The organism is Pseudomonas sp. Z5-35, from assembly GCF_051131945.1.
GTDB lineage: Bacteria > Pseudomonadota > Gammaproteobacteria > Pseudomonadales > Pseudomonadaceae > Aquipseudomonas > Aquipseudomonas marvdashtae.
In genome coordinates, this window is sequence record NZ_CP071640.1 from 533,719 (window position 1) to 551,427 (window position 17,709).

The window sequence follows — 17,709 nt, forward strand, 5'->3', positions numbered from 1 at the left end:
CGCCTTTTTCCGCTGTGCTTGTTCCCTAGCTCCGATCTCGTGAACATGGACGGGGTTTTTATTCCGGCATCACTCTCGAGGCTTGCATGCCTTTGTCCCCCTTCTGGGCTTCAAACGAAACGGTCTGCTTCTGTTTCAACGTTTTATAACCCTCGCCATCTATCGCCGAGTAATGAACGAACAACTCATCGCTTCCTTTGCCGCAAGTGATGAGGCCATAGCCCTTCGCATCGTTGAACCACTTCACGGTTCCTTTGACTCGGTCGCTCATTTTTTATTCTTCCTGCTTGCCCGAATGAAGAAAGGCACAGGGACTGTGGTTCGCCCAGAGCCTTGTTTTCGTTGTCACGGCTGAGCTTAGGGACCGTATGAACAGTTGCCTACTGTCAACGTTGACAGTAGGCAATACCGAGAGGAAATAACGGTTTGCGCGTTGATAGTCGGATGACTGGCGCCGCAGTCATGCGGCTACTGCTGGGCAGTTGCGGTCCCGACCCGTTCGCAGAACTCAGGGTAGAAACCTTTGGCGCTAGGGCCTTGGCAATAGGCTTGCGCCTGGACCAGGGCGTCACCGCTGGATTTCAGGCTGCGGGGCATGCCGGCAAAGGTTTCGTATCCGCCTTGTTGAGTCTTGATGGCGTCAAACCCCGGCATGTCATAGACCAGTTCCACATCATCATCGGCAAGGATCCGCGCCTTGACCGTCACTTGCGTGTACTGCTTGCCCCCCGGCGCATTGTTGAGCGCCGCCAGGCCGTGGCCGACAACCCGCAGCATGTGTGCAACCCAGGGCTCGCAGTCATCCGCGCAAGCGCCCGGACGGTAAAGTACGGTCAGCGTATGCTGGTCCCGGGTCACGTCTGTCAGGGTCGGGTCGGAGCGTTTGATGCGGTGTTCGATGGTCAGCCAGGCCTTTTGCTCTTCGCTGATGTTGTCCGCTAGCTCGGGGTTCAAGGGCCCACGCTGGCATTCGTTGACGCCCAGGACGATGAGCATGCCTGTCAGGATGACGGCAAGGGTGGCTCCGCCGATTTTTACGTTCATGGAGAAACTCTGTTGGGAGACACGGCACTGTACGGTAACGGAGTCTTGAAGGGCAGGGGGGTGAAAAGTCGGGCGCTCGATGAATTACGCTACTCAAAATTGACTTGGAAGTAATCAGCATTAATTAACTCGCAGCGATGAACGTCAGGGCTTTCACAACGGTTGTTTACCCATGGCGAGAATGACGGAACCTGCATCTGGATATCCTTCAGGATTAAATTTATCTCGCCGTATTTACAGGTAAAGGTAGTACGTGCGATGAGTGGTTGATCGTCGTTTTCGTGGACGACGTACTCGGCTCCGTTGAATAACAATAAAGCAGGGCTGACTACATTCACCAGGCTTTGGCTTTGCCAGTCGAGGTCGTTCGTTTCATCGACAAAGAAGACATCTTCTAATGCCTCAATATTTCGCTGTATATCGGCGACGGCAGGGCATGTTATTTGGTCGGCGTAAACTTGGCTGGTCATTCCAACTAATAATCCTGCGCCCAGCGCCCATTTATTTAACATCTACGCGCCTCCTGGCTCGGTCATGCTCGATATTTACAGCTCTGTCCGGGCCGGACCACTGTCGGAGTAGACAGTCCTTTATGTCAATTCTGAATTATGTGGGGATATTTATCGGTGCGCTGTTATAGCGAAGAATATTAAGCGGGAGAGCTGGAATTTCAGATATGGTTGTAGGGCGATTCTTAACTTGATGTGGGAATAGATATAAACGCCACGACGGAACAATCGCTATTTGCCTCAGTCCAACGCCGTGCTTTTGCGCCGCTTCTTACGAAGCGGCTTTTTCGCGGTGATCGAGGATGTCGCATGAAAGTTTCAAGCGGTTTTGTACTGTCCTGCCTGCTGTCATTGGCAGCCAGCCCGGCGTTCGCGCAGTTCAACCTGGGTGACGCGGCCAACGTCTTGTCCGCCATGCAAGGCGACGAGCAGGAGGGTGCCGTGGCCGCTGCGCCGAAAGCCGCCGGCTTGCTTAACACCTTGGGCTCGGAGCTGAAGATCACACCGGAACAGGCCGTGGGCGGCGCCGGAGCGATGTTGGGGCTGGCAAAGAATCGGCTCAGCGAGCCGCAGTTTTCCGAACTGAGCAAAAGCGTGCCGGGACTGGATCAGATCGCCGGCAACAGCGCCATCGGCGGGCTCAACGGCCTGGGCGGTTTGCTCGGCGCCGGGTCGGACAAGAACGCCTTGCTCGACGGCCTGCTGGGTAACGTCAAGGACACTGGCGACCTGAACAATGCCTTCAGCGCGCTGGGCATGGACAGCGGCATGATTGGCCAATTTGCCCCGATCATCCTGCAATACCTCGGCCAACAGGGCGTGGCCAGCTCGCTGCTGCAAAACCTCGGCGGTATTTGGGGCACTGGCGCTGGTATCTGATCAGTTGCGTTCGTTGCGCAACGCGGCGATGCGCCGGTCCTTTTCGGCCCAGAGTTGGTTGACCCATTGCTGGACGAATTGGCGAAACACCGGGTCGTTTTCGTAGTCGCCCTGCCACAGCGCAGGATCCAGCTCGCGGGTCTGGATGTCGATGATGACCTTTGGCACGGCGCCGCTGATCAAATCCCAAAACCCAGGTATCCGCTGTTGCGGATACACCACCGTCACGTCCAGCACCGCGTCCAGTTGTTCGCCCATTGCCGCCAGCACGAACGCCACACCGCCGGCCTTGGGCTTGAGCAGGTGGGCGAAGGGCGACTGTTGCTGTTGGCTTTTGGCGGCCGTGAAGCGGGTGCCTTCGAGGTAGTTGACCACGGTGACCGGTTGGCGCTTGAACAGCTCACAGGCTTGCCGGGTGATTTCCAGGTCTTTGCCGGCCAGCTCCGGGTTCTTTGCCAGGAACGCCTTGGTGTAGCGCTTCATGAACGGGTAATCCAACGCCCACCAGGCCAGCCCCAGGAACGGCACCCAGATCAGTTCTTTCTTGAGGAAGAACTTGAAGAACGGCGTGCGCCGGTTGAGGGCCTGGACCAGGGCAGGAATGTCCACCCACGACTGGTGATTGCTGATCACCAGGTAAGAAGTGTCGCTGCGCAAGCCTCCACCGCCGCGGATGTCCCATTGAGTGGGAATGCACAGGGCAAAGATCAGCTTGTCGATTTCCGCCCAGGTCTCGGCGATCCACATCACTGCCCACGAGGCATAGTCGCGAAAGCGTCCGGGCAGGATCAGCTTGAGCAATGCAAACACCATGAGCGGCCCGAACAGCACCAGGGTGTTGAGCAACAGCAACAGGGTGACGAAACAGCCGGTGAGCAGGCGGCGCATAAATGACTCTTGCAAACGGTTGGGCGGGCCATGATAAGCAAGCTTCGGGCGGCAGGCCAAATTGGCTCGGACGCAAGTTTCACTTTGGCTTGGTTAGACTGGGCTGGCTCCCTCGCCCACAGGTGTGCGATCAACCGAACGAATTCGTCGGCCACGGTCTAAAATCCCACTCCCACAACGGAAGCTCTTACATGAAATCCATGCTAGCCCTGCTTTCCCTGGTGGCCCTTCCCGTGCTCGCCGCCGAGCCCACCCTGTACGGGCGCTACGAATACATCGCGCTACCGGAAATCGGCGGCGAAGTGCTCAAGGCCAAGATGGACACCGGTGCGTTGACCGCCTCGCTGTCGGCCAAGGACATCGAGACATTTACCCGGGATGGCGATGACTGGGTGCGGTTTCGCCTGGCGACCAAGGACGCGAGCAACAAAATCTACGAGCACAAGGTCGCGCGCATCAGCAAGATCAAGACCCGTTCCGAAGAGGACGAGGACGACGATGAAAAAATCGCACCCAGCAAACGTCCGGTGGTGGAACTGGGAATGTGCCTGGGCAACGTCAAGCGCACCGTCGAGGTCAATTTGACTGACCGCAGCAGCTTCAACTACCCGCTGCTGATCGGCGCCAAAGCCCTGCGCGAATTCAAAGCGGCGGTCAACCCGGCGCGGCGGTTTACCGCGGATAAACCCAACTGTTGATTTCCCCGATTGACGTGCTCCTGGGCTTGGGGCACCGTTCCGGCAACTTTACTGTCGGGCTCGGACGCCATGCCTCATATTCTGATTGTCGAAGACGAAGCTGCTATCGCCGATACGCTGGTGTTTGCCCTGCAGGGCGAGGGCTTCGACACCACTTGGTTGAGCCTTGGCGCAGCCGCCCTCGAGCACCAGAAAAACACCCCGGCGGACCTGATTATTCTCGACGTGGGCCTGCCGGATATCAGCGGTTTCGAGACGTGTAAAAATCTCAGACGTTTCAGCGACGTTCCGGTAATTTTTCTTACGGCTCGGGATGGCGAGATCGACCGGGTGGTGGGATTGGAGATCGGCGCCGATGATTACGTGGTCAAGCCCTTCAGTCCTCGTGAAGTGGCCGCCAGGGTCCGTGCCATCCTCAAGCGAGTGGCGCCAAGGCCTGTCGCGGAAACGGGTTCGGCATTGTTCCAGGTGGACAACGATCGAGTGCAAATCAGCTATCGCGGCAAACCGTTGAACCTCACTCGCCATGAGTTTCGCCTGTTGCACTGCCTGTTGGAGCAACCCGAACGGGTCTTCAGCCGCGAACAGTTGCTCGATGCCCTGGGCGTGGCCAGCGATGCCGGCTACGAGCGCAGTATCGACAGCCACATCAAGAGCCTGCGCGCCAAGTTGCGCCTGGTCCGGGCCGAGGCCGAGCCGATCCAGACCCACCGGGGCCTGGGCTACAGCTACAGCCCGGGACACAGCTGATGCCGCTGGGCATTCGGATTTTCCTGGCCTACGTGCTGTTTATCGGCTTGGCCGGTTACTTCGTACTCAACACGGTGATGGAGGAAATCCGCCCCGGCGTGCGCCAGTCAACCGAAGAGACGCTGGTGGACACGGCCAACCTGATGGCCGAGATCCTGCGGGACGACTTCAAGGCTGGGACGCTCAGCCAGAATCGCTGGCCGCAATTGCTCAAATCCTACGGTGAGCGCCAGCCGGCGGCGACGATCTGGGGGCTGCCAAAAAACCAGGTCAGCCATCGCATCTACGTCACTGATGCCGACGGCATTGTGGTGCTCGATTCTAGCGGTGTAGCGGTGGGCCAGGATTATTCACGCTGGAATGACGTCTACCTGACCCTGCGCGGCCACTACGGCGCCCGTTCGACGCGCAGTGATCCGGATGATCCGGCGTCCTCGGTGATGCACGTCGGGGCACCGATCCGCGACAACGGCCGGATCATCGGCGTGGTCACCGTCGCCAAGCCTAACAGTTCGCTGCGACCTTATATCGATCGCACGGAACGGCGTCTGCTGCTCTATGGCGCCGGGCTGATCGGCCTGGGCCTGTTGCTGGGCGCGGCGTTGTCGTGGTGGCTCAGCGCGGCACTTCGCCGTTTGACGAGCTACGCCCAGGCGGTCAGCCAAGGACGTCGGGTGGAGGTGCCGCATTATCGCGGCGGTGAGTTCGAGCAACTGGCGGGCGCCGTTGAACACATGCGCACCCAACTCGAAGGCAAGGCTTACGTCGAGCGTTATGTCCACACCCTGACCCACGAACTCAAGAGCCCGCTGGCCGCAATTCGCGGCGCCGCCGAGCTGCTCCAGAGCGACATGCCCGCGGCCCAGCACCAACGTTTTGTCAGCAATATCGACAGCGAAAGCGTGCGCATGCAGCAATTGATCGAACGCCTGCTGAACCTGGCCCAAGTCGAGCAGCGCCAGGGGCTAGAGGACATCGTCGAGGTGCCGTTGGCGGCGCTCGTGGATGAGCTGCTCGAAGCCCGCGGTGGCTGGATCGAAAACCGTCAGTTGCGCATAGAGCGGCACATAGCCGCCGACCTGACGCTGACTGGGGAAGCGTTCTTGTTGCGTCAGGCCTTGGGCAACTTGCTGGAAAATGCCTTGGACTTCACCCCGGTCGAAGGGCTGTTGCGCATCAGCGCCGAGCGCCTCGGCAAGCGCGTCGAGCTCCGGTTGTTCAATCAGGCCGAGCCGATTCCCGACTACGCGCTGCCGCGCCTGAGCGAACGGTTCTATTCCTTGCCGCGCCCAGGTACCGGTCGCAAGAGCACAGGGCTGGGCTTGAACTTCGTCGAGGAAGTGGTGCAGTTGCACGGTGGCGAATTCGCCATCGGCAATGTCGAGGGTGGAGTTGAGGTGGTGCTCCGTTTGCCCTGAACCCACAGGCTTCACGTTGATCAGGTGAATGCAGTCTCCACACAATTTCCACATTCCCCTCATAAACTTTCCACAAGGCGCCGCCAGACTCTCCCCATTCGAACAGGGAGAGCCCTACATGAACCGCAGTCTCGCCATAAAACTGGGCATGATCGCCCTATTGATTCTTTTGCTGATGATCCCGCTGTTGATGATCAACGGCCTGATTGACGAGCGTCAGGAGCTGCGTGATGGAGTGCTGCAGGACATCGCCCGCAGCTCCAGCCACAGCCAGCAGTTGATCGGGCCGATGATCGTGGTGCCGTTTCGCAAGGACGTGAAAGTCTGGAACACCAATGAGAAGACCGGCGTGCGGTTCCTGGAAACCGTCGAGCAAACGGGTGAGATGTATTTTCTGCCGGAGCAATTCGAACTCGACGGCCAGATCCGCACCGAAACCCGGGCCCGGGGTATCTACGAAGCGCGATTATTCCATGCCGACAATCGGATCGATGGGCGCTTCAAAGTGCCGGAACGCTATGGCATCGCCCCGAAGGATTTTGCCGACTATCGCTTCGACGAGCCGTACCTGAGTGTCGGGATCAGCGACATCCGCGGCATCGAGAATGCGTTGACCCTGACGCTGAACCAGCAGGCGGTGGACTTCCTGCCCGGCTCGCGGCTCGGCTGGCTAGGGCAGGGCGTCCATGTGCCGCTGCCGATGATCACCGCCCAGGGCAGCCCTGAGTTGACGTTCGGTTTCGACCTGCGCCTGCAAGGCACCGGCGAGTTGCAAATCCTGCCGGTGGGCAAGTCCACCAAGGTTCATCTAGCCGCCGACTGGCCGCACCCCAGCTTCATCGGCAACTATTTGCCGGTCAAACGCGAAATCAATGAGCAGGGTTTCAGCGCTGATTGGCAGACCTCGTTCTTCTCCACCAACCTCTTGGAAACACTGCAAGCCTGTGACCCAAGCGACGGCTGCGAGGCGTTCCGCAGCCGGGCCTTTGGCGTGAGTTTCGTCGACCCGGTGGATCAGTATCTGAAAAGCGACCGGGCGATCAAATATGCGCTGCTGTTCATCGCGCTGACCTTCGCCGGGTTCTTCCTCTTCGAAGTGCTCAAGAGCCTGGCGGTGCATCCTGTCCAGTACGCGTTGGTCGGTGTGGCGCTGGCATTCTTCTACCTGTTGCTGCTGTCGCTGTCGGAACACATCGGCTTCACCTTGGCGTACCTGGTATCGGCCAGTGCTTGCGTGGTGCTGATCGGGTTCTATGTCTGCCATGTGTTGCGCAGCGTGAGTCACGGCCTGGGTTTTTCGGCGGGCCTGGTGGGGTTGTACGGTTTGCTCTACGGCCTGCTGAGCGCTGAGGACTATGCGCTGTTGATGGGCTCGCTGCTGCTGTTCGGCCTGCTCGGGGTGTTCATGGTGCTGACGCGCAAGCTGGACTGGTACGGGGTCGGGGCGAAGCCCGCAGCTGCGATGAGCTTCGATCTGGGGGAGATGAAATGAGCCGGTCGTTGGGTTTGCGGGACGATCAGCGTGAGGGGATGAGGTTGGTGGCGCTGATTACCGGTTTGTTTGCGGCTCAACCGTGTTGGCCGGTTCACGAGCAATCCCGCTCCCACAAGCAACAGGCAAGACACGCGGGAAGGGGCTTGCTCGCAAAAAGGCCTGTAGAGCCGAGGCAGATTTAAACCTTGGACACCGTTTCGATCATCGAAGGCCGCAAACTGACTTCGGCAAACCACTGCGCCAGCTGGGGATTGGCCTTGCGCCACTCCAGGTCTGGGTGGCGCAAGTCCAGGTAACCCACGGCGCACGCCACGCTGATGGAGGCGACGTCGAAATGGCTGGCCAGTTCGGCAATCGCTTCGGCTTCAAGGGTGGCCACGGCGCGGCGAATCTTGTCGCGTTGCGCGTCGAGCCATTCGTCCCAATGTTTTTCCGCGGGGCGCAGCGCGGTTTCGTAACGGATCATCACCGCTGCATCCATGATCCCGTCGGCCAGCGAGGCCAGGGTCAGGCGCCGCCAGCGGGCCGCGCCATCCCGGGGAATCAATGGGTTGCCGACGTGCTGGTGGTCGAGGTAGTCGAGGATGACGCGGCTGTCGTGGATCACGTTCCCGTTGGCCAGGCGCAAGGCCGGGATCTTGCTCAGCGGGTTGTCGCCGATCAGCGCTCGGTCGGGCTTGACCGGCGTGAGTTGGCTGAGCTGCAAGGCCACGCGGTCCTGCTGGCCGGTTTCGTGCAGCAGCACCAGGACCTTGCGGACGAAGGGCGAAGCAGGGTTATGGAACAGGGTCATGCTGGGGGTGGACATGCAGACATCCTCGGTTGACGGGCTAGGCGTAGCCTAGACAGTTAGGCAGCGGCTGGCGAGCGGCCAGTTGAGTCCCGCTGTGCTCGGCGAGTCATCCTCGTTTAATTAACCCCCAAGTCCCTAGAACGGTTGGGATTCCCAATCCAACCCAGCTCACCGCATCCCACGCCCCATCGCCTAGCAGCGCTGAAAACAGTCCTGCCGCGCTAAGCGCGCCGATCGCCACCGGGATACCAAACACTTTCCAGAAACTCGACTGCCGAGGCCTCACGGGGCAACCTCCGCGCCGACCGTTGCGCGCTTGGCGGCTTTACGCCGTACCAGCCACAGGTAAACACCACTGCCCAGGACGATAATCGTCAGCACGTCCAGGGTCGCCCAGAAAATCTGCATCGGCCGGCCGCCGTAGTCGCCGAAATGCAACGGCAGGGACAGGCTCATCACGTCCATGTACCACGGCCGCTCGGCCACGGCGGTGACGTCCAGGGTGGTCGCATCGATCAACACAGGCGTCAGCAGATGCGAGGTCAGGTGGGTGTCGCCCTTCATGAAGACGCTGTAATGGTGCTCGCTGGAAAACAGCGTGCCGGGGAAGGCGATGAAACTCGGCTCCATGCCCGGCGCGACGTCCTTGGCGATGTCCAGCAATCGGGTGGCTGGGGCCAATTGTGTCAGCGGTGGGGCGTTGCGATAGGGTTCGACCATGGCGCTGAGGCTGTCGTTGCGCCACGCGGCGATGATCAAGTCGGCGCAGGCTGCGATCACGCCGGTCACGCCGACAGTCAGCGCCCAGACCAGAGTGACCACGCCGATCAGGTTGTGCAGGTCTAGCCAGCGCAGGCGCGTGGATTTGTCCTGGCGCACCGTGGCGAACTTCAACCGCCGCATGAACGGCAGGTACAACACCACCCCGGAAATAATGGCGATCACAAACAAAAAGCCCATGAATGCCAGCAGCAATTTGCCCGGCAGCCCGGCGAACATATCCACGTGCAGGCGCAGCATGACCATCATGAAGCCGCCGTTCGCCGAGGGCATTTCCAGGGCTTCGCCGGTGCGCGCGTCGAGCATGAAGGTGTGGGAGGAGTTGGGTTCGGTGCCCGGCGTCGGCGCCATGATGGTAATGACGCCGTTGGGGTCGTCTTCGTCCCAGCCAAAATATTGGACCACTTCACCCGGACGATGAGCCTTGGCTTTTTCCACCAGTTGCGCAAGATCCAATGGCGGCGTGCCTGCTGGCATTTCCCGCAGCTCTGGCGCGTCACCCAGCAGGTGCTCGATTTCATGATGGAAAATCAACGGCAGCCCGGTGATCGCCAGCATCAGCAGGAACACCGTGCAAATCAGGCTGCTCCAGGTGTGGACGAAGGACCAGCGGCGAATGGTTTTGCTTTTCATGATTGATCCGAATGCAAAAGGGTCATGCTGGTGCATGACCCTCTGAGGGTTTTGCAAATGCTAACTGTTTACCATTTGTAATTCACGCTCGCGACGACGTTGCGTTGGTCGCCGTAGTAGCAGTAGAAGCCATCACAGGTCGACAAGTATTCCTTGTTGAAAATGTTCTTGGCATCCACCGCCACGGTGACGCCCTTGAGCGTGTGGTTCAAACGACCCAGGTCGTAGTGGGCCGAGGCGTCATAGACGGTGTAGGAACCGACGTGGCCCCAATCAGTGTTGGTGGTGTTGCCATAGGTGTCGCCGATATAACGCACACCGGCACCGACGCCGAAACCGCCCAGCGGTCCGTTGTGCCAGGTGTAGTCGGCCCAGGCGGTGGCCTGGTTGCGCGGTACCTGGGCCATGCGCTGGCCTTCTTCAGCCGCAGTGCCCTTGGTGATCTCGCTATCGTTGTAGGTGTAGGAACCGATCAGTTTCAAGTTGTCGGTAACGTCGCCGGAGGCTTCCAGTTCGAGACCGCGTACGCGGACCTCGCCCACTTGGCGAGTGATGTTGTTTTCGCTGACGGAGTTGTTTTGCTGAGTCAGGTCAAACACTGCGGCGGTCAATAGGGTTTTGGTGCCCGGTGGCTGGTATTTGATACCGAGTTCGTACTGTTCGCCTTCGGTTGGTTTGAACGAGTCAGTGCTGTTAACGGCTGAACCCGCCACAGCCTGGAACGACTGTGCGAAGGAAATGTACGGCGTCACGCCGTTATCTAAGACGTAGCTCAGCGCCGCGTTGCCGCTGAATTTCTTGTCGCGCTGGGTGTTCGTCGCGTCGTTCTGGTTGTGGAATACAGTGCTGGTGTGAATCCAGTCTTCACGACCACCGAGGGTCAGGCGCCAGTTGTCCAGAGCGATCTGGTCTTGGAGGTACAGGCCAGTCTGGTGAGTTTTTTGGTTGTAGTGGTACATGTCGAAATACTGGACGTTGGAGAAGTCCTGTCCATAAGTCGGGTTGTTGACGTTGCTGGTAGGCACACCACCAGACCCCCAGCGCCAGCGAGCGTTGCTATTGGAGCGCTGGTGGTCCAGGCCCAGCAGCAGCGTATGGCTCAAGGCTGCGGTCTGGAAGTCGGCCTGGAAGTTGTTATCCACGGCGTATTGGCTGATGTCTTCATCAACAATACTGGCGCTGCGTTTGACGGTGCCATCGGCGCTCACCGATTCGTCCGGGCCATCCGGGAAGAAAGCTCCACCGGCGGAGATACCCTGGAATTCCAAGTCGCTCTTGGTATAGCGCAGGTTCTGACGGAACTGCCAGGTATCGTTCAGGCGGTGCTCAAAGTTGTAGCCCAGCGCGGAGTAAGTACGGTCGTAGAATTCCCAATCCGGATCGCCCAGGTTCTTGTGATGGGAAATCTTGCCCGCTGGTGAAGCCAGCTTGGTGCCTTGCAGCGGCAGGAATTGACCGGTGATGCCGGTGTCGTCGCGGGTGTATTGCGACAAGAAGGTCAGGCGTGTGTCGTCGTTGATGTTCCAGGTCAGGCTCGGGGCGATGTTGTAGCGCTTGTCCGGGATGTGGTCGACCTGGGAATTGCTGTCGCGCACTGTGCCGCTGAGTCGATACAGGAACTGGCCTTCGTCATCGACCTTGCCGGTGCTGTCGAAGTTGATCTGCTTGTGTTCGTAGCTTCCAGCCTGCAATTGGACTTCGTTGCTGCTCTCGGCTTGTGGGCGACGGCTGACCATATCGAGCATGCCGCCAGGTGGCGTCTGGCCGTAGACCGAAGAGGCCGGCCCGCGCAACACAGCGATGCGCTCAAGGTTCCAGGGCTCGATTTTCGTCGTGATGTAGTTGCCCTTGGGCAGCGGTAGGCCATCGAGGAACTGGGTTGGCACGAAGCCGCGCACCAGCAGCCAGTCGTTGCGCGAATCCGAACCGTAGCCGCTGCTTTGCACGCCGGCGGTATAGCGCAGGGCGTCGTTGAGGTTGAGCACGGAGCGCTCGTCCATTTGCTGGCGCGTGACCACCGAAACCGAGCGCGGCAGCTCGACAATCGGCGTATCAGTCTTCGTGCCCGCCGCCGTTCGGGTGGCGACGTAACCTTCGGTCGGTCCCCACGCGGTTTCGCTGACGCCGGCGCCGATCACGCTGGTTTCCGGCAGCACCATGACGCCTTCGGGCACGGCCACCAGGCTGTAGGTGCCGGCGCTGCTTTGCTCCAATTGCAGGCCGGTGCCACGCAAGGCCTGCCGCAAGGCGCCGGTGGCGTCGAATTGGCCCTGGACCGGTGCCGAGGCTTTGCCCGACGCCAGGGACGGGTTCAGGCTCAGGGCGAGGCCGGCCTGGCTGGCGATCTGGTTCAGGGTGCTGGCCAGCGGCGCGGCGGGCAGGTTGTAGGCCCGAACGCCGGAGGCCTGCTCGGCGGCCAGCAACGGGCCGCTGGCCAACGGGGTGGCCAGAGCGATGGCGATAGCCAATAGGCTGGGGCGCAACAGGGTCTCAAACGGGCGGGACATACGGCGGCTCCTGAATGGAAATATTTCTCAATTGCCTGTGTGCCGGATGAAAATCGAAAAGTGATAGGGTTGGATGAAAATTATTTAGATTCAGATTGCACGGGCTGGCGTCGCCGTCGAGAGGACAGGCCCAGGGGATCAACCTTTTACTTCAAGGCTTGGCTTCGGCTCGCGGTCCCACCACGACCCACCAGCGGGTGTGATGCTCGACCTGCACCGGCAATGTCGGTAGCAAAGCGGTCAGCGCCAGGTCGGTGTCATGCAGCGGGAAACTGCCGGTGATGCGCAGGTCCGCCACTTGCGGCTCAACGCCCAGATAGCCGCGTCGATAACGACCCAGTTCATGGACCAGGTCTTCGAGGCGGGCGTTGTCCACCACCAGCATGCCGCGTGTCCAGGCGTCGGCGCCGGGGGTCAGGGCCACTGTTGGCCCCAGGCCTTCCTTGAGCATCAGCACCTGTTGGCCTTCGTACAGAATCTGTTCTTCCTGGGCGCTCTGCGGATGCGCCGCCACGGCGGACTTCAACACGCTCAGGCGGGTGCCCTGGTCTTCGAGCTTGACCAAAAAACGCGTGCCCAACGCGCGCATACTGCCCTCGCGAGTCTCGACGATGAACGGACGCGGATCGTTGTGACCGGTTTCCACGAGGATTTCGCCTTCCTGCAGGACGATGCGCCGCTGCTTGGCGTCGAAACGCACATCCAATGCACTGTGGGTGTTGAGGTTGATCAGCGTGCCGTCCGCCAGGCGCAACGTACGCTGCTCACCGGTGGCGGTGCGCTGGTCGGCCAGCCAATAATCGAGCGGCAAATAACGATCGCCGGCGAACAGCGCCAGCCCGATGACCGCGACGATGCTGGCCAGGCCGCTGCCAACCTTGCGCACCCGGCGCCGGATGCTCGCCTTCGATTGCAGCAGCGCGGCCCGCGCTGGACCACTGGCGATGCTGAAACGCTGGTCGAGCATGCCCAGTTGCTGCCAGGCGCGGGCATGTTCCTCATCGGCCGCGTGCCATTGGGCGAACGCCTCCCGCTCCTGAGGACTGCCGCCGCCTGGATCCAGGGACAACTGCCAGGCGATGGCTGCGTCCAGCACCCGCGCGGAGACCGGTTTGCCATGGGCCGTGTTCATGTCGGCTCACCATAAAGGGCGATGTAGCACTGCTTCAGGCCTTGGGCCAGGTATTGGCGTACCCGTGGCACCGAAACCCCCAGGCGCTCGGCAATTTCGGCGTGGCTGAGGCCGTCGAGGCGGTTATAGAGGAAGGCTGCGCGGGCCTTGCTGGACAGTTTGCCGAGCAGGCGATCGATCTGCTTGAGGTCTTCGAGGATCAGTTGCTGTTCTTCCACCGACGGGTGCTCGGCCTCGGGGATCAGCATAAGTTCGGTCAGGTACGCCTGCTCCAGCGCCGCCCGACGAAAGTAATCAAACAGCAGGCCCTTGGCGACCGCTACCAGAAAAGCCCGGGGCTCGCGCGGTGCCGTCAGCTCGCCACGGCCCAGCAGGCGCACGAAGGTGTCCTGGCTCAAGTCCTCGGCACGCTGCGGGCAGGCCACGTTGCGCCGAAGCCACGCCAGTAACCAACCGCGATGGTCACGGTACAACGCACCAACCAAATCACTGTGGGAACTGGGGACTGACGACACGGAACATTCACCGACGCATTAAGTAACGAGAATTGTTCGCAATTGTGGCAGAGGCGGGGGAAAGAAAGCAATTGGCACTGGTCGGGAGTTATAGCGATATGCCACTCCCGCGTGAACCCTGCGCTTCAGGGCTGCGGATTAAAGCGAGGGCGCCTGCTGCCGCCGTTTCCATTGTCCGAGGCGTTGTTGCAGATCGAGTGGGCTGTGGATCGCTTGTTGGCGGGCGCGACTGAACAGGATCAGGGCCAGTTCCGCAGTGGCCAAGGCGTCGGCGCTGGCGTTGTGACGGTCAAAGATTTGCAGTTTGAACCAGTCGATCCACTCGTCCAGTCCCCCTTGGCGGATATTCGCCTGAGGGCAAAGCATCGGCGCCATGTCGGCTACATCGACAAAGCGGTGCTGCAAGCGATAGCCCAGGTAGTCTTTCAGCGCGCGCCCGAGCATGTGGCAATCAAAAGGCGCGTGGAACGCCAGCAGCGGACTGTCGCCAACGAACTCCATGAAAGCCAGCAGGGCTTCGGCCGGATCGCTGCCGGCGGCGATGGCACTCGGCGCCAGGCCATGGATCAGTACGCTTGGCCCGAGCTTCTGCTTGTTGCATTGCAAGGTCCGCTCGAATTGCTGGCTGAAATCGATGGCGCCGTCTTCTATGACCACGGCGCCGATGGACAGTACATGGTCCTTGTTCAGGTTAAGGCCGGTGGTTTCCAGATCGACCACCACCCAACGCTGTTCACGCAGGCTGCGTTCAGTCAGTTGAGTGGGCGTGGGTAGGTCCCTGAGGCGCTGTTGCAAGGCCTCCGACAACGTCGGTTGGACCGGACGCAACCAGGAAAACAGGCTCACAACTGATACCTCAGCGTCAGGCTGCTTTGCAGGCGTTGAGCCTGGCGCAGGGATTCGCGCAGGATGCGCCGGTCCAGGTGATTGAGGCTGTCGGGATCGACCCGGTTGGAGTAGGGCTGGTTTTCCCGGGTTTGCAACTGGTGCTGTTGCATGCGCGTCTGTTGGATGAAGTGATAAGCCTCTTCATAGGCAGCGCCGTCGAGCGGCTCGATCACTTCCTTGACGACCAGTTGCCGCAAGCGCTCCAAGGTGTTGTTGGCCTCGATACCGTTGGCCAGCGCCAGCAACCTTGCACCGTCGACAAAGGGTGTCAGGCCTTGCACCTTCAAGTCGAGGGTGGCTTTTTCGCCGTTCTTGCGGCTGAGCACAAAGTCCCTGAAACGCCCAACGGGCGGGCGATGGCGCAGGGCGTTTTCAGCCATCATGCGCTGGAACAAACGGTTGTCAGCCACCTGACCCAGGATCTGCTGGCGCAACTGCTCGCAGCCTTGCTCGTCTCCCCAGACCACTCGCAAGTCGAAATAAATACTTGAGCCCAGCAGGTTCTCCGGGGTCGCTTCACGGATAAATGCTGCGAAGCGTCGCGCCCATTCGGCGCGGGACAAGCACAGCTCGGGGTTGCCGGCCATGATGTTGCCTTTGCACAACGTGAAGCCGCACAGCGCCAGGCTCTGGTTGATCTGCTGGGCGATGGGCAACAGCAGGCCGCGGATCTGCGCCGCATGGGCCGCGTCCTGGGCTTCAAAGAGGATGCCGTTGTCCTGGTCGGTGTGCAGGGTCTGCTCGCGCCGGCCTTCGCTGCCGAAACACAGCCAACTGAACGGCACGCCCGGGTCGCCCTTTTCGGCCAGGGTCAGCTCGATGACGCGGCAGACGGTGTGGTCGTTGAGCAGGGTGATGATGTGGGTGATCTGGGTCGACGACGCGCCATGGGCCAACATGCGTTCCACCAGTTGACCGATCTCGCCGCGCAGGGTCACCAGGTTTTCCACCCTCGGGGCGTTGCGAATCGTCCGGGCCAGATGCACCAGGTCGACCCGCTGCAGGGAAAACAGGTCGCGCTCCGACACCACGCCGCACAAGCGCTGGTCCTTGACCAGGCAGACGTGCGCAATATGGCGCTCGGTCATGGCGATGGCCGCGTCGAAGGCACTGTGGTCCGGTGACAGGAAAAACGGCGCCTGGGTCATGCGCATTCCAATCGACTCGGAAAAATCCCCGATACCATCGGCCACGACCTGCCGCAGGTCGCGCAAGGTAAAAATACCCACAGGCGCTTTCTGCTCGTTCACCACCACGATGCTGCCGACCTGCTGATCGTGCATCAGCTTGACGGCTTCGCGCAGCGGCGTTTCGGGACTGCAACTGACCGGATGACGCATCGCCAGTTCGCCCAGGCGGGTATTGAGCGAATATTGCGTACCCAGGGTCTGCGCGGATTTTTGCTGTACTTGTTGGTTGACCAGGTCGAGCAAGCTGCTGACGCCGCGCAGGGCGAAGTCGCGAAACGGGGCGGACAAGGCGAACAGCTTGATGAAGGCCAATTTGTTCAGTTGCAGGCAGAAGGTATCCTCGCCCGCCCGGTGCTCGGTGCGGGTGGCTCGCTCACCCAGCAGCGCGGCGAGGGGGAAGCATTCGCCGGTGGTGATTTCAAAGGTCGTCTCGGTGCCGCCCTTGGCCGTGTGCGGGCGCTCGCCCACCACCCGACCTTGCTTGACGATATAGAAGTGTTCCACCGGACCGTCGGCCGGCTTGATGATGGTTTCGCCCGGCGCATAGAAACGCAGCAGGCATTGCTCCACCAGATAGGCCAGGTGGGCGTTTTCCATTTGGTTGAACGGTGGGAAGCGCTGAAGAAACTGCAGCGTCCCCTGGATGTTTTGCAACACCGCGGTTTTCCCTGCCTGGATGAAGGCGTCCGCTTTTTTCATAACGATTACGCAGCTTTTTCGAATTATTGTGGTCGGATCTGTGCCCCATGGTCGGCCCCTGAGCGTGCGGTTGCCCATTGGACGTAAGTCTAGGTCGCCGCAACGGGGCCGAAACTACGGAAAAATCCTACGCCCGGCCTCGGAAAATTCTTCCTGGAATGCTCTTGGAAAAAAATCCGACGAAGTGCACATTGAAGCGCCGCAGAACGATGTCTGACCACTGTGCCAGGGGATCGATTCAAAAACGTAGAGAGCATCATGTCCGACCACGATATTTTGAGTGACGCCGAGCGCGAGGCGCTGAGTGCCGTCATGCTGGAACCCGACCTGCCGCCGCAGCGAGTCTTGATCGTCGACGATGACAAGGACGCCCGCGAGTTGCTGTCGGAGATCCTGGCATTGGACGGGATTCACTGCATGACCGCCGCCAGTGGCGAAACGGCGCTCAAGATGCTGGAAACCAAGCCGTCGATCGGCCTGCTGATCACCGACCTGCGCATGGGCAATGTCGATGGTCTGGAGCTGGTGCGCCTGGTGCGCGAGTCCGAACGGGCAGCGCTGCCGATCATCATCGTGTCAGGCGATGCAGACGTGAAGGACGCCATCGAAGCCATGCACTTGAGCGTGGTGGACTTTCTGCTCAAGCCGATCGATACCGACAAGCTGCTGGGGTTGGTCAAGCATGAGTTGGGGATGGATCTCTAACCCATCCTCTTCAATGGTGCCGAAGTGCTTCTGTGGCGAGGGAGCTTGCTCCCGCTGGGCTGCGAAGCAGACCCTTTTTTCAGAGTTCGGAATATTCTTGACGTGGATTGCGGTCGCTGCGCAACCGAGCGGGAGCAAGCTCCCTCGCCACAAAGGCGGTCATGTATTGCAGAAGAAAAAGCCCTG

At 60.3% G+C, this 17,709-nt stretch carries 18 protein-coding genes; 6 read left to right on the top strand and 12 right to left on the bottom strand.

What is annotated here, in order from left to right:
- Positions 1 to 58: 58 nt before the first annotated feature.
- The 3 genes from J3P95_RS02540 to J3P95_RS02550 all read right to left on the bottom strand — a co-directional run bounded on the left by J3P95_RS02540 (position 59) and on the right by J3P95_RS02550 (position 1,556).
- The gene (locus tag J3P95_RS02540) at positions 59 to 271 is read right to left on the bottom strand and encodes a cold-shock protein (RefSeq protein ID WP_434578835.1); all 213 of its coding nucleotides are present in this window, start codon (positions 269 to 271) and stop codon (positions 59 to 61) included.
- Between the two features lie 197 nt (positions 272 to 468).
- The gene (locus J3P95_RS02545; RefSeq protein WP_434560472.1) at positions 469 to 1,044 is read right to left on the bottom strand and encodes a hypothetical protein; all 576 of its coding nucleotides are present in this window, start codon (positions 1,042 to 1,044) and stop codon (positions 469 to 471) included.
- An 89-nt stretch (positions 1,045 to 1,133) separates the two neighbouring features.
- The gene (locus J3P95_RS02550; protein WP_434578833.1) at positions 1,134 to 1,556 is read right to left on the bottom strand and encodes a DUF3757 domain-containing protein; all 423 of its coding nucleotides are present in this window, start codon (positions 1,554 to 1,556) and stop codon (positions 1,134 to 1,136) included.
- A 306-nt stretch (positions 1,557 to 1,862) separates the two neighbouring features.
- On the opposite strand from J3P95_RS02550, the gene J3P95_RS02555 reads away from it, so the two are divergent.
- Positions 1,863 to 2,432 carry a DUF2780 domain-containing protein gene (locus tag J3P95_RS02555; protein ID WP_434578831.1) on the top strand — a complete coding sequence of 190 codons (570 nt, stop codon included), beginning with the start codon at positions 1,863 to 1,865 and terminating at the stop codon, positions 2,430 to 2,432.
- Here J3P95_RS02555 and J3P95_RS02560 read toward each other — a convergent pair whose 3' ends face one another.
- Complete coding sequence (locus J3P95_RS02560; protein ID WP_434578829.1) at positions 2,433 to 3,320, bottom strand: acyltransferase; 888 nt, start codon at positions 3,318 to 3,320, stop codon at positions 2,433 to 2,435. It lies immediately after the preceding gene.
- A 191-nt stretch (positions 3,321 to 3,511) separates the two neighbouring features.
- Here J3P95_RS02560 and J3P95_RS02565 point away from each other — a divergent pair, with 191 nt between their 5' ends.
- From J3P95_RS02565 to creD, 4 genes are all read left to right on the top strand, one after another.
- On the top strand, positions 3,512 to 4,018 hold the full coding sequence (locus tag J3P95_RS02565) for an ATP-dependent zinc protease family protein (protein ID WP_434578827.1): 507 nt from the start codon (positions 3,512 to 3,514) through the stop codon (positions 4,016 to 4,018).
- A gap of 69 nt (positions 4,019 to 4,087) precedes the next feature.
- The gene (gene creB, locus J3P95_RS02570) at positions 4,088 to 4,768 is read left to right on the top strand and encodes a two-component system response regulator CreB (RefSeq protein WP_434560480.1); all 681 of its coding nucleotides are present in this window, start codon (positions 4,088 to 4,090) and stop codon (positions 4,766 to 4,768) included.
- Positions 4,768 to 6,186 (top strand): two-component system sensor histidine kinase CreC, encoded by a 1,419-nt coding sequence (creC, locus tag J3P95_RS02575; protein WP_434578825.1) that lies wholly within the window; start codon positions 4,768 to 4,770, stop codon positions 6,184 to 6,186. The genes creB and creC overlap by 1 nt, the downstream gene beginning before the upstream one ends.
- A gap of 118 nt (positions 6,187 to 6,304) precedes the next feature.
- Positions 6,305 to 7,678 (top strand): cell envelope integrity protein CreD, encoded by a 1,374-nt coding sequence (gene creD / locus J3P95_RS02580; protein WP_434578823.1) that lies wholly within the window; start codon positions 6,305 to 6,307, stop codon positions 7,676 to 7,678.
- 181 nt (positions 7,679 to 7,859) lie between these two features.
- Here creD and J3P95_RS02585 read toward each other — a convergent pair whose 3' ends face one another.
- From J3P95_RS02585 to J3P95_RS02620, 8 genes are all read right to left on the bottom strand, one after another.
- Positions 7,860 to 8,489, bottom strand: a complete 630-nt coding sequence (locus tag J3P95_RS02585) for a glutathione S-transferase N-terminal domain-containing protein (RefSeq protein ID WP_434578821.1) — start codon at positions 8,487 to 8,489, stop codon at positions 7,860 to 7,862.
- A gap of 91 nt (positions 8,490 to 8,580) precedes the next feature.
- The gene (locus tag J3P95_RS02590) at positions 8,581 to 8,760 is read right to left on the bottom strand and encodes a hypothetical protein (protein WP_434560488.1); all 180 of its coding nucleotides are present in this window, start codon (positions 8,758 to 8,760) and stop codon (positions 8,581 to 8,583) included.
- Positions 8,757 to 9,887, bottom strand: coding sequence for a PepSY-associated TM helix domain-containing protein (locus J3P95_RS02595; RefSeq protein WP_434560490.1), 1,131 nt, complete (start codon positions 9,885 to 9,887; stop codon positions 8,757 to 8,759). Before J3P95_RS02595 ends, J3P95_RS02590 begins: the two co-directional genes overlap by 4 nt.
- Positions 9,888 to 9,955: 68 nt before the next feature.
- A complete protein-coding gene (locus J3P95_RS02600; protein WP_434578818.1) occupies positions 9,956 to 12,394 on the bottom strand; it encodes a TonB-dependent siderophore receptor in 2,439 nt (812 codons plus the stop codon).
- A gap of 151 nt (positions 12,395 to 12,545) precedes the next feature.
- Positions 12,546 to 13,526 (bottom strand): FecR domain-containing protein, encoded by a 981-nt coding sequence (locus J3P95_RS02605; RefSeq protein WP_434578816.1) that lies wholly within the window; start codon positions 13,524 to 13,526, stop codon positions 12,546 to 12,548.
- Positions 13,523 to 14,041, bottom strand: coding sequence for an RNA polymerase sigma factor (locus J3P95_RS02610; RefSeq protein ID WP_434560496.1), 519 nt, complete (start codon positions 14,039 to 14,041; stop codon positions 13,523 to 13,525). The genes J3P95_RS02605 and J3P95_RS02610 overlap by 4 nt, the downstream gene beginning before the upstream one ends.
- Before the next feature lie 138 nt (positions 14,042 to 14,179).
- Complete coding sequence (locus J3P95_RS02615) at positions 14,180 to 14,887, bottom strand: 3'-5' exonuclease (protein WP_434560498.1); 708 nt, start codon at positions 14,885 to 14,887, stop codon at positions 14,180 to 14,182.
- A complete protein-coding gene (locus J3P95_RS02620; protein ID WP_434560500.1) occupies positions 14,884 to 16,818 on the bottom strand; it encodes a putative nucleotidyltransferase substrate binding domain-containing protein in 1,935 nt (644 codons plus the stop codon). The genes J3P95_RS02615 and J3P95_RS02620 overlap by 4 nt, the downstream gene beginning before the upstream one ends.
- Before the next feature lie 258 nt (positions 16,819 to 17,076).
- Between J3P95_RS02620 and J3P95_RS02625 the strand changes: the two genes are divergently transcribed.
- Complete coding sequence (locus tag J3P95_RS02625) at positions 17,077 to 17,523, top strand: response regulator (RefSeq protein WP_060740319.1); 447 nt, start codon at positions 17,077 to 17,079, stop codon at positions 17,521 to 17,523.
- Positions 17,524 to 17,709 lie beyond the last annotated feature (186 nt).

Bases quoted from the DNA above. Each gene is read 5' to 3' on its own strand.
- J3P95_RS02565 (WP_434578827.1), top strand. From the start codon at position 3,512: ATGAAATCCATGCTAGCCCTGCTTTCCCTGGTGGCCCTTCCCGTGCTC.
- J3P95_RS02625 (WP_060740319.1), top strand. From the start codon at position 17,077: ATGTCCGACCACGATATTTTGAGTGACGCCGAGCGCGAGGCGCTGAGT.
- J3P95_RS02550 (WP_434578833.1), bottom strand. From the start codon at position 1,556: ATGTTAAATAAATGGGCGCTGGGCGCAGGATTATTAGTTGGAATGACC.
- J3P95_RS02540 (WP_434578835.1), bottom strand. From the start codon at position 271: ATGAGCGACCGAGTCAAAGGAACCGTGAAGTGGTTCAACGATGCGAAG.
- J3P95_RS02585 (WP_434578821.1), bottom strand. From the start codon at position 8,489: ATGTCCACCCCCAGCATGACCCTGTTCCATAACCCTGCTTCGCCCTTC.
- J3P95_RS02595 (WP_434560490.1), bottom strand. From the start codon at position 9,887: ATGAAAAGCAAAACCATTCGCCGCTGGTCCTTCGTCCACACCTGGAGC.
- J3P95_RS02620 (WP_434560500.1), bottom strand. From the start codon at position 16,818: ATGAAAAAAGCGGACGCCTTCATCCAGGCAGGGAAAACCGCGGTGTTG.
- J3P95_RS02600 (WP_434578818.1), bottom strand. From the start codon at position 12,394: ATGTCCCGCCCGTTTGAGACCCTGTTGCGCCCCAGCCTATTGGCTATC.
- J3P95_RS02555 (WP_434578831.1), top strand. From the start codon at position 1,863: ATGAAAGTTTCAAGCGGTTTTGTACTGTCCTGCCTGCTGTCATTGGCA.
- creB (WP_434560480.1), top strand. From the start codon at position 4,088: ATGCCTCATATTCTGATTGTCGAAGACGAAGCTGCTATCGCCGATACG.
- J3P95_RS02605 (WP_434578816.1), bottom strand. From the start codon at position 13,526: ATGAACACGGCCCATGGCAAACCGGTCTCCGCGCGGGTGCTGGACGCA.
- creD (WP_434578823.1), top strand. From the start codon at position 6,305: ATGAACCGCAGTCTCGCCATAAAACTGGGCATGATCGCCCTATTGATT.
- creC (WP_434578825.1), top strand. From the start codon at position 4,768: ATGCCGCTGGGCATTCGGATTTTCCTGGCCTACGTGCTGTTTATCGGC.
- J3P95_RS02560 (WP_434578829.1), bottom strand. From the start codon at position 3,320: ATGCGCCGCCTGCTCACCGGCTGTTTCGTCACCCTGTTGCTGTTGCTC.
- J3P95_RS02545 (WP_434560472.1), bottom strand. From the start codon at position 1,044: ATGAACGTAAAAATCGGCGGAGCCACCCTTGCCGTCATCCTGACAGGC.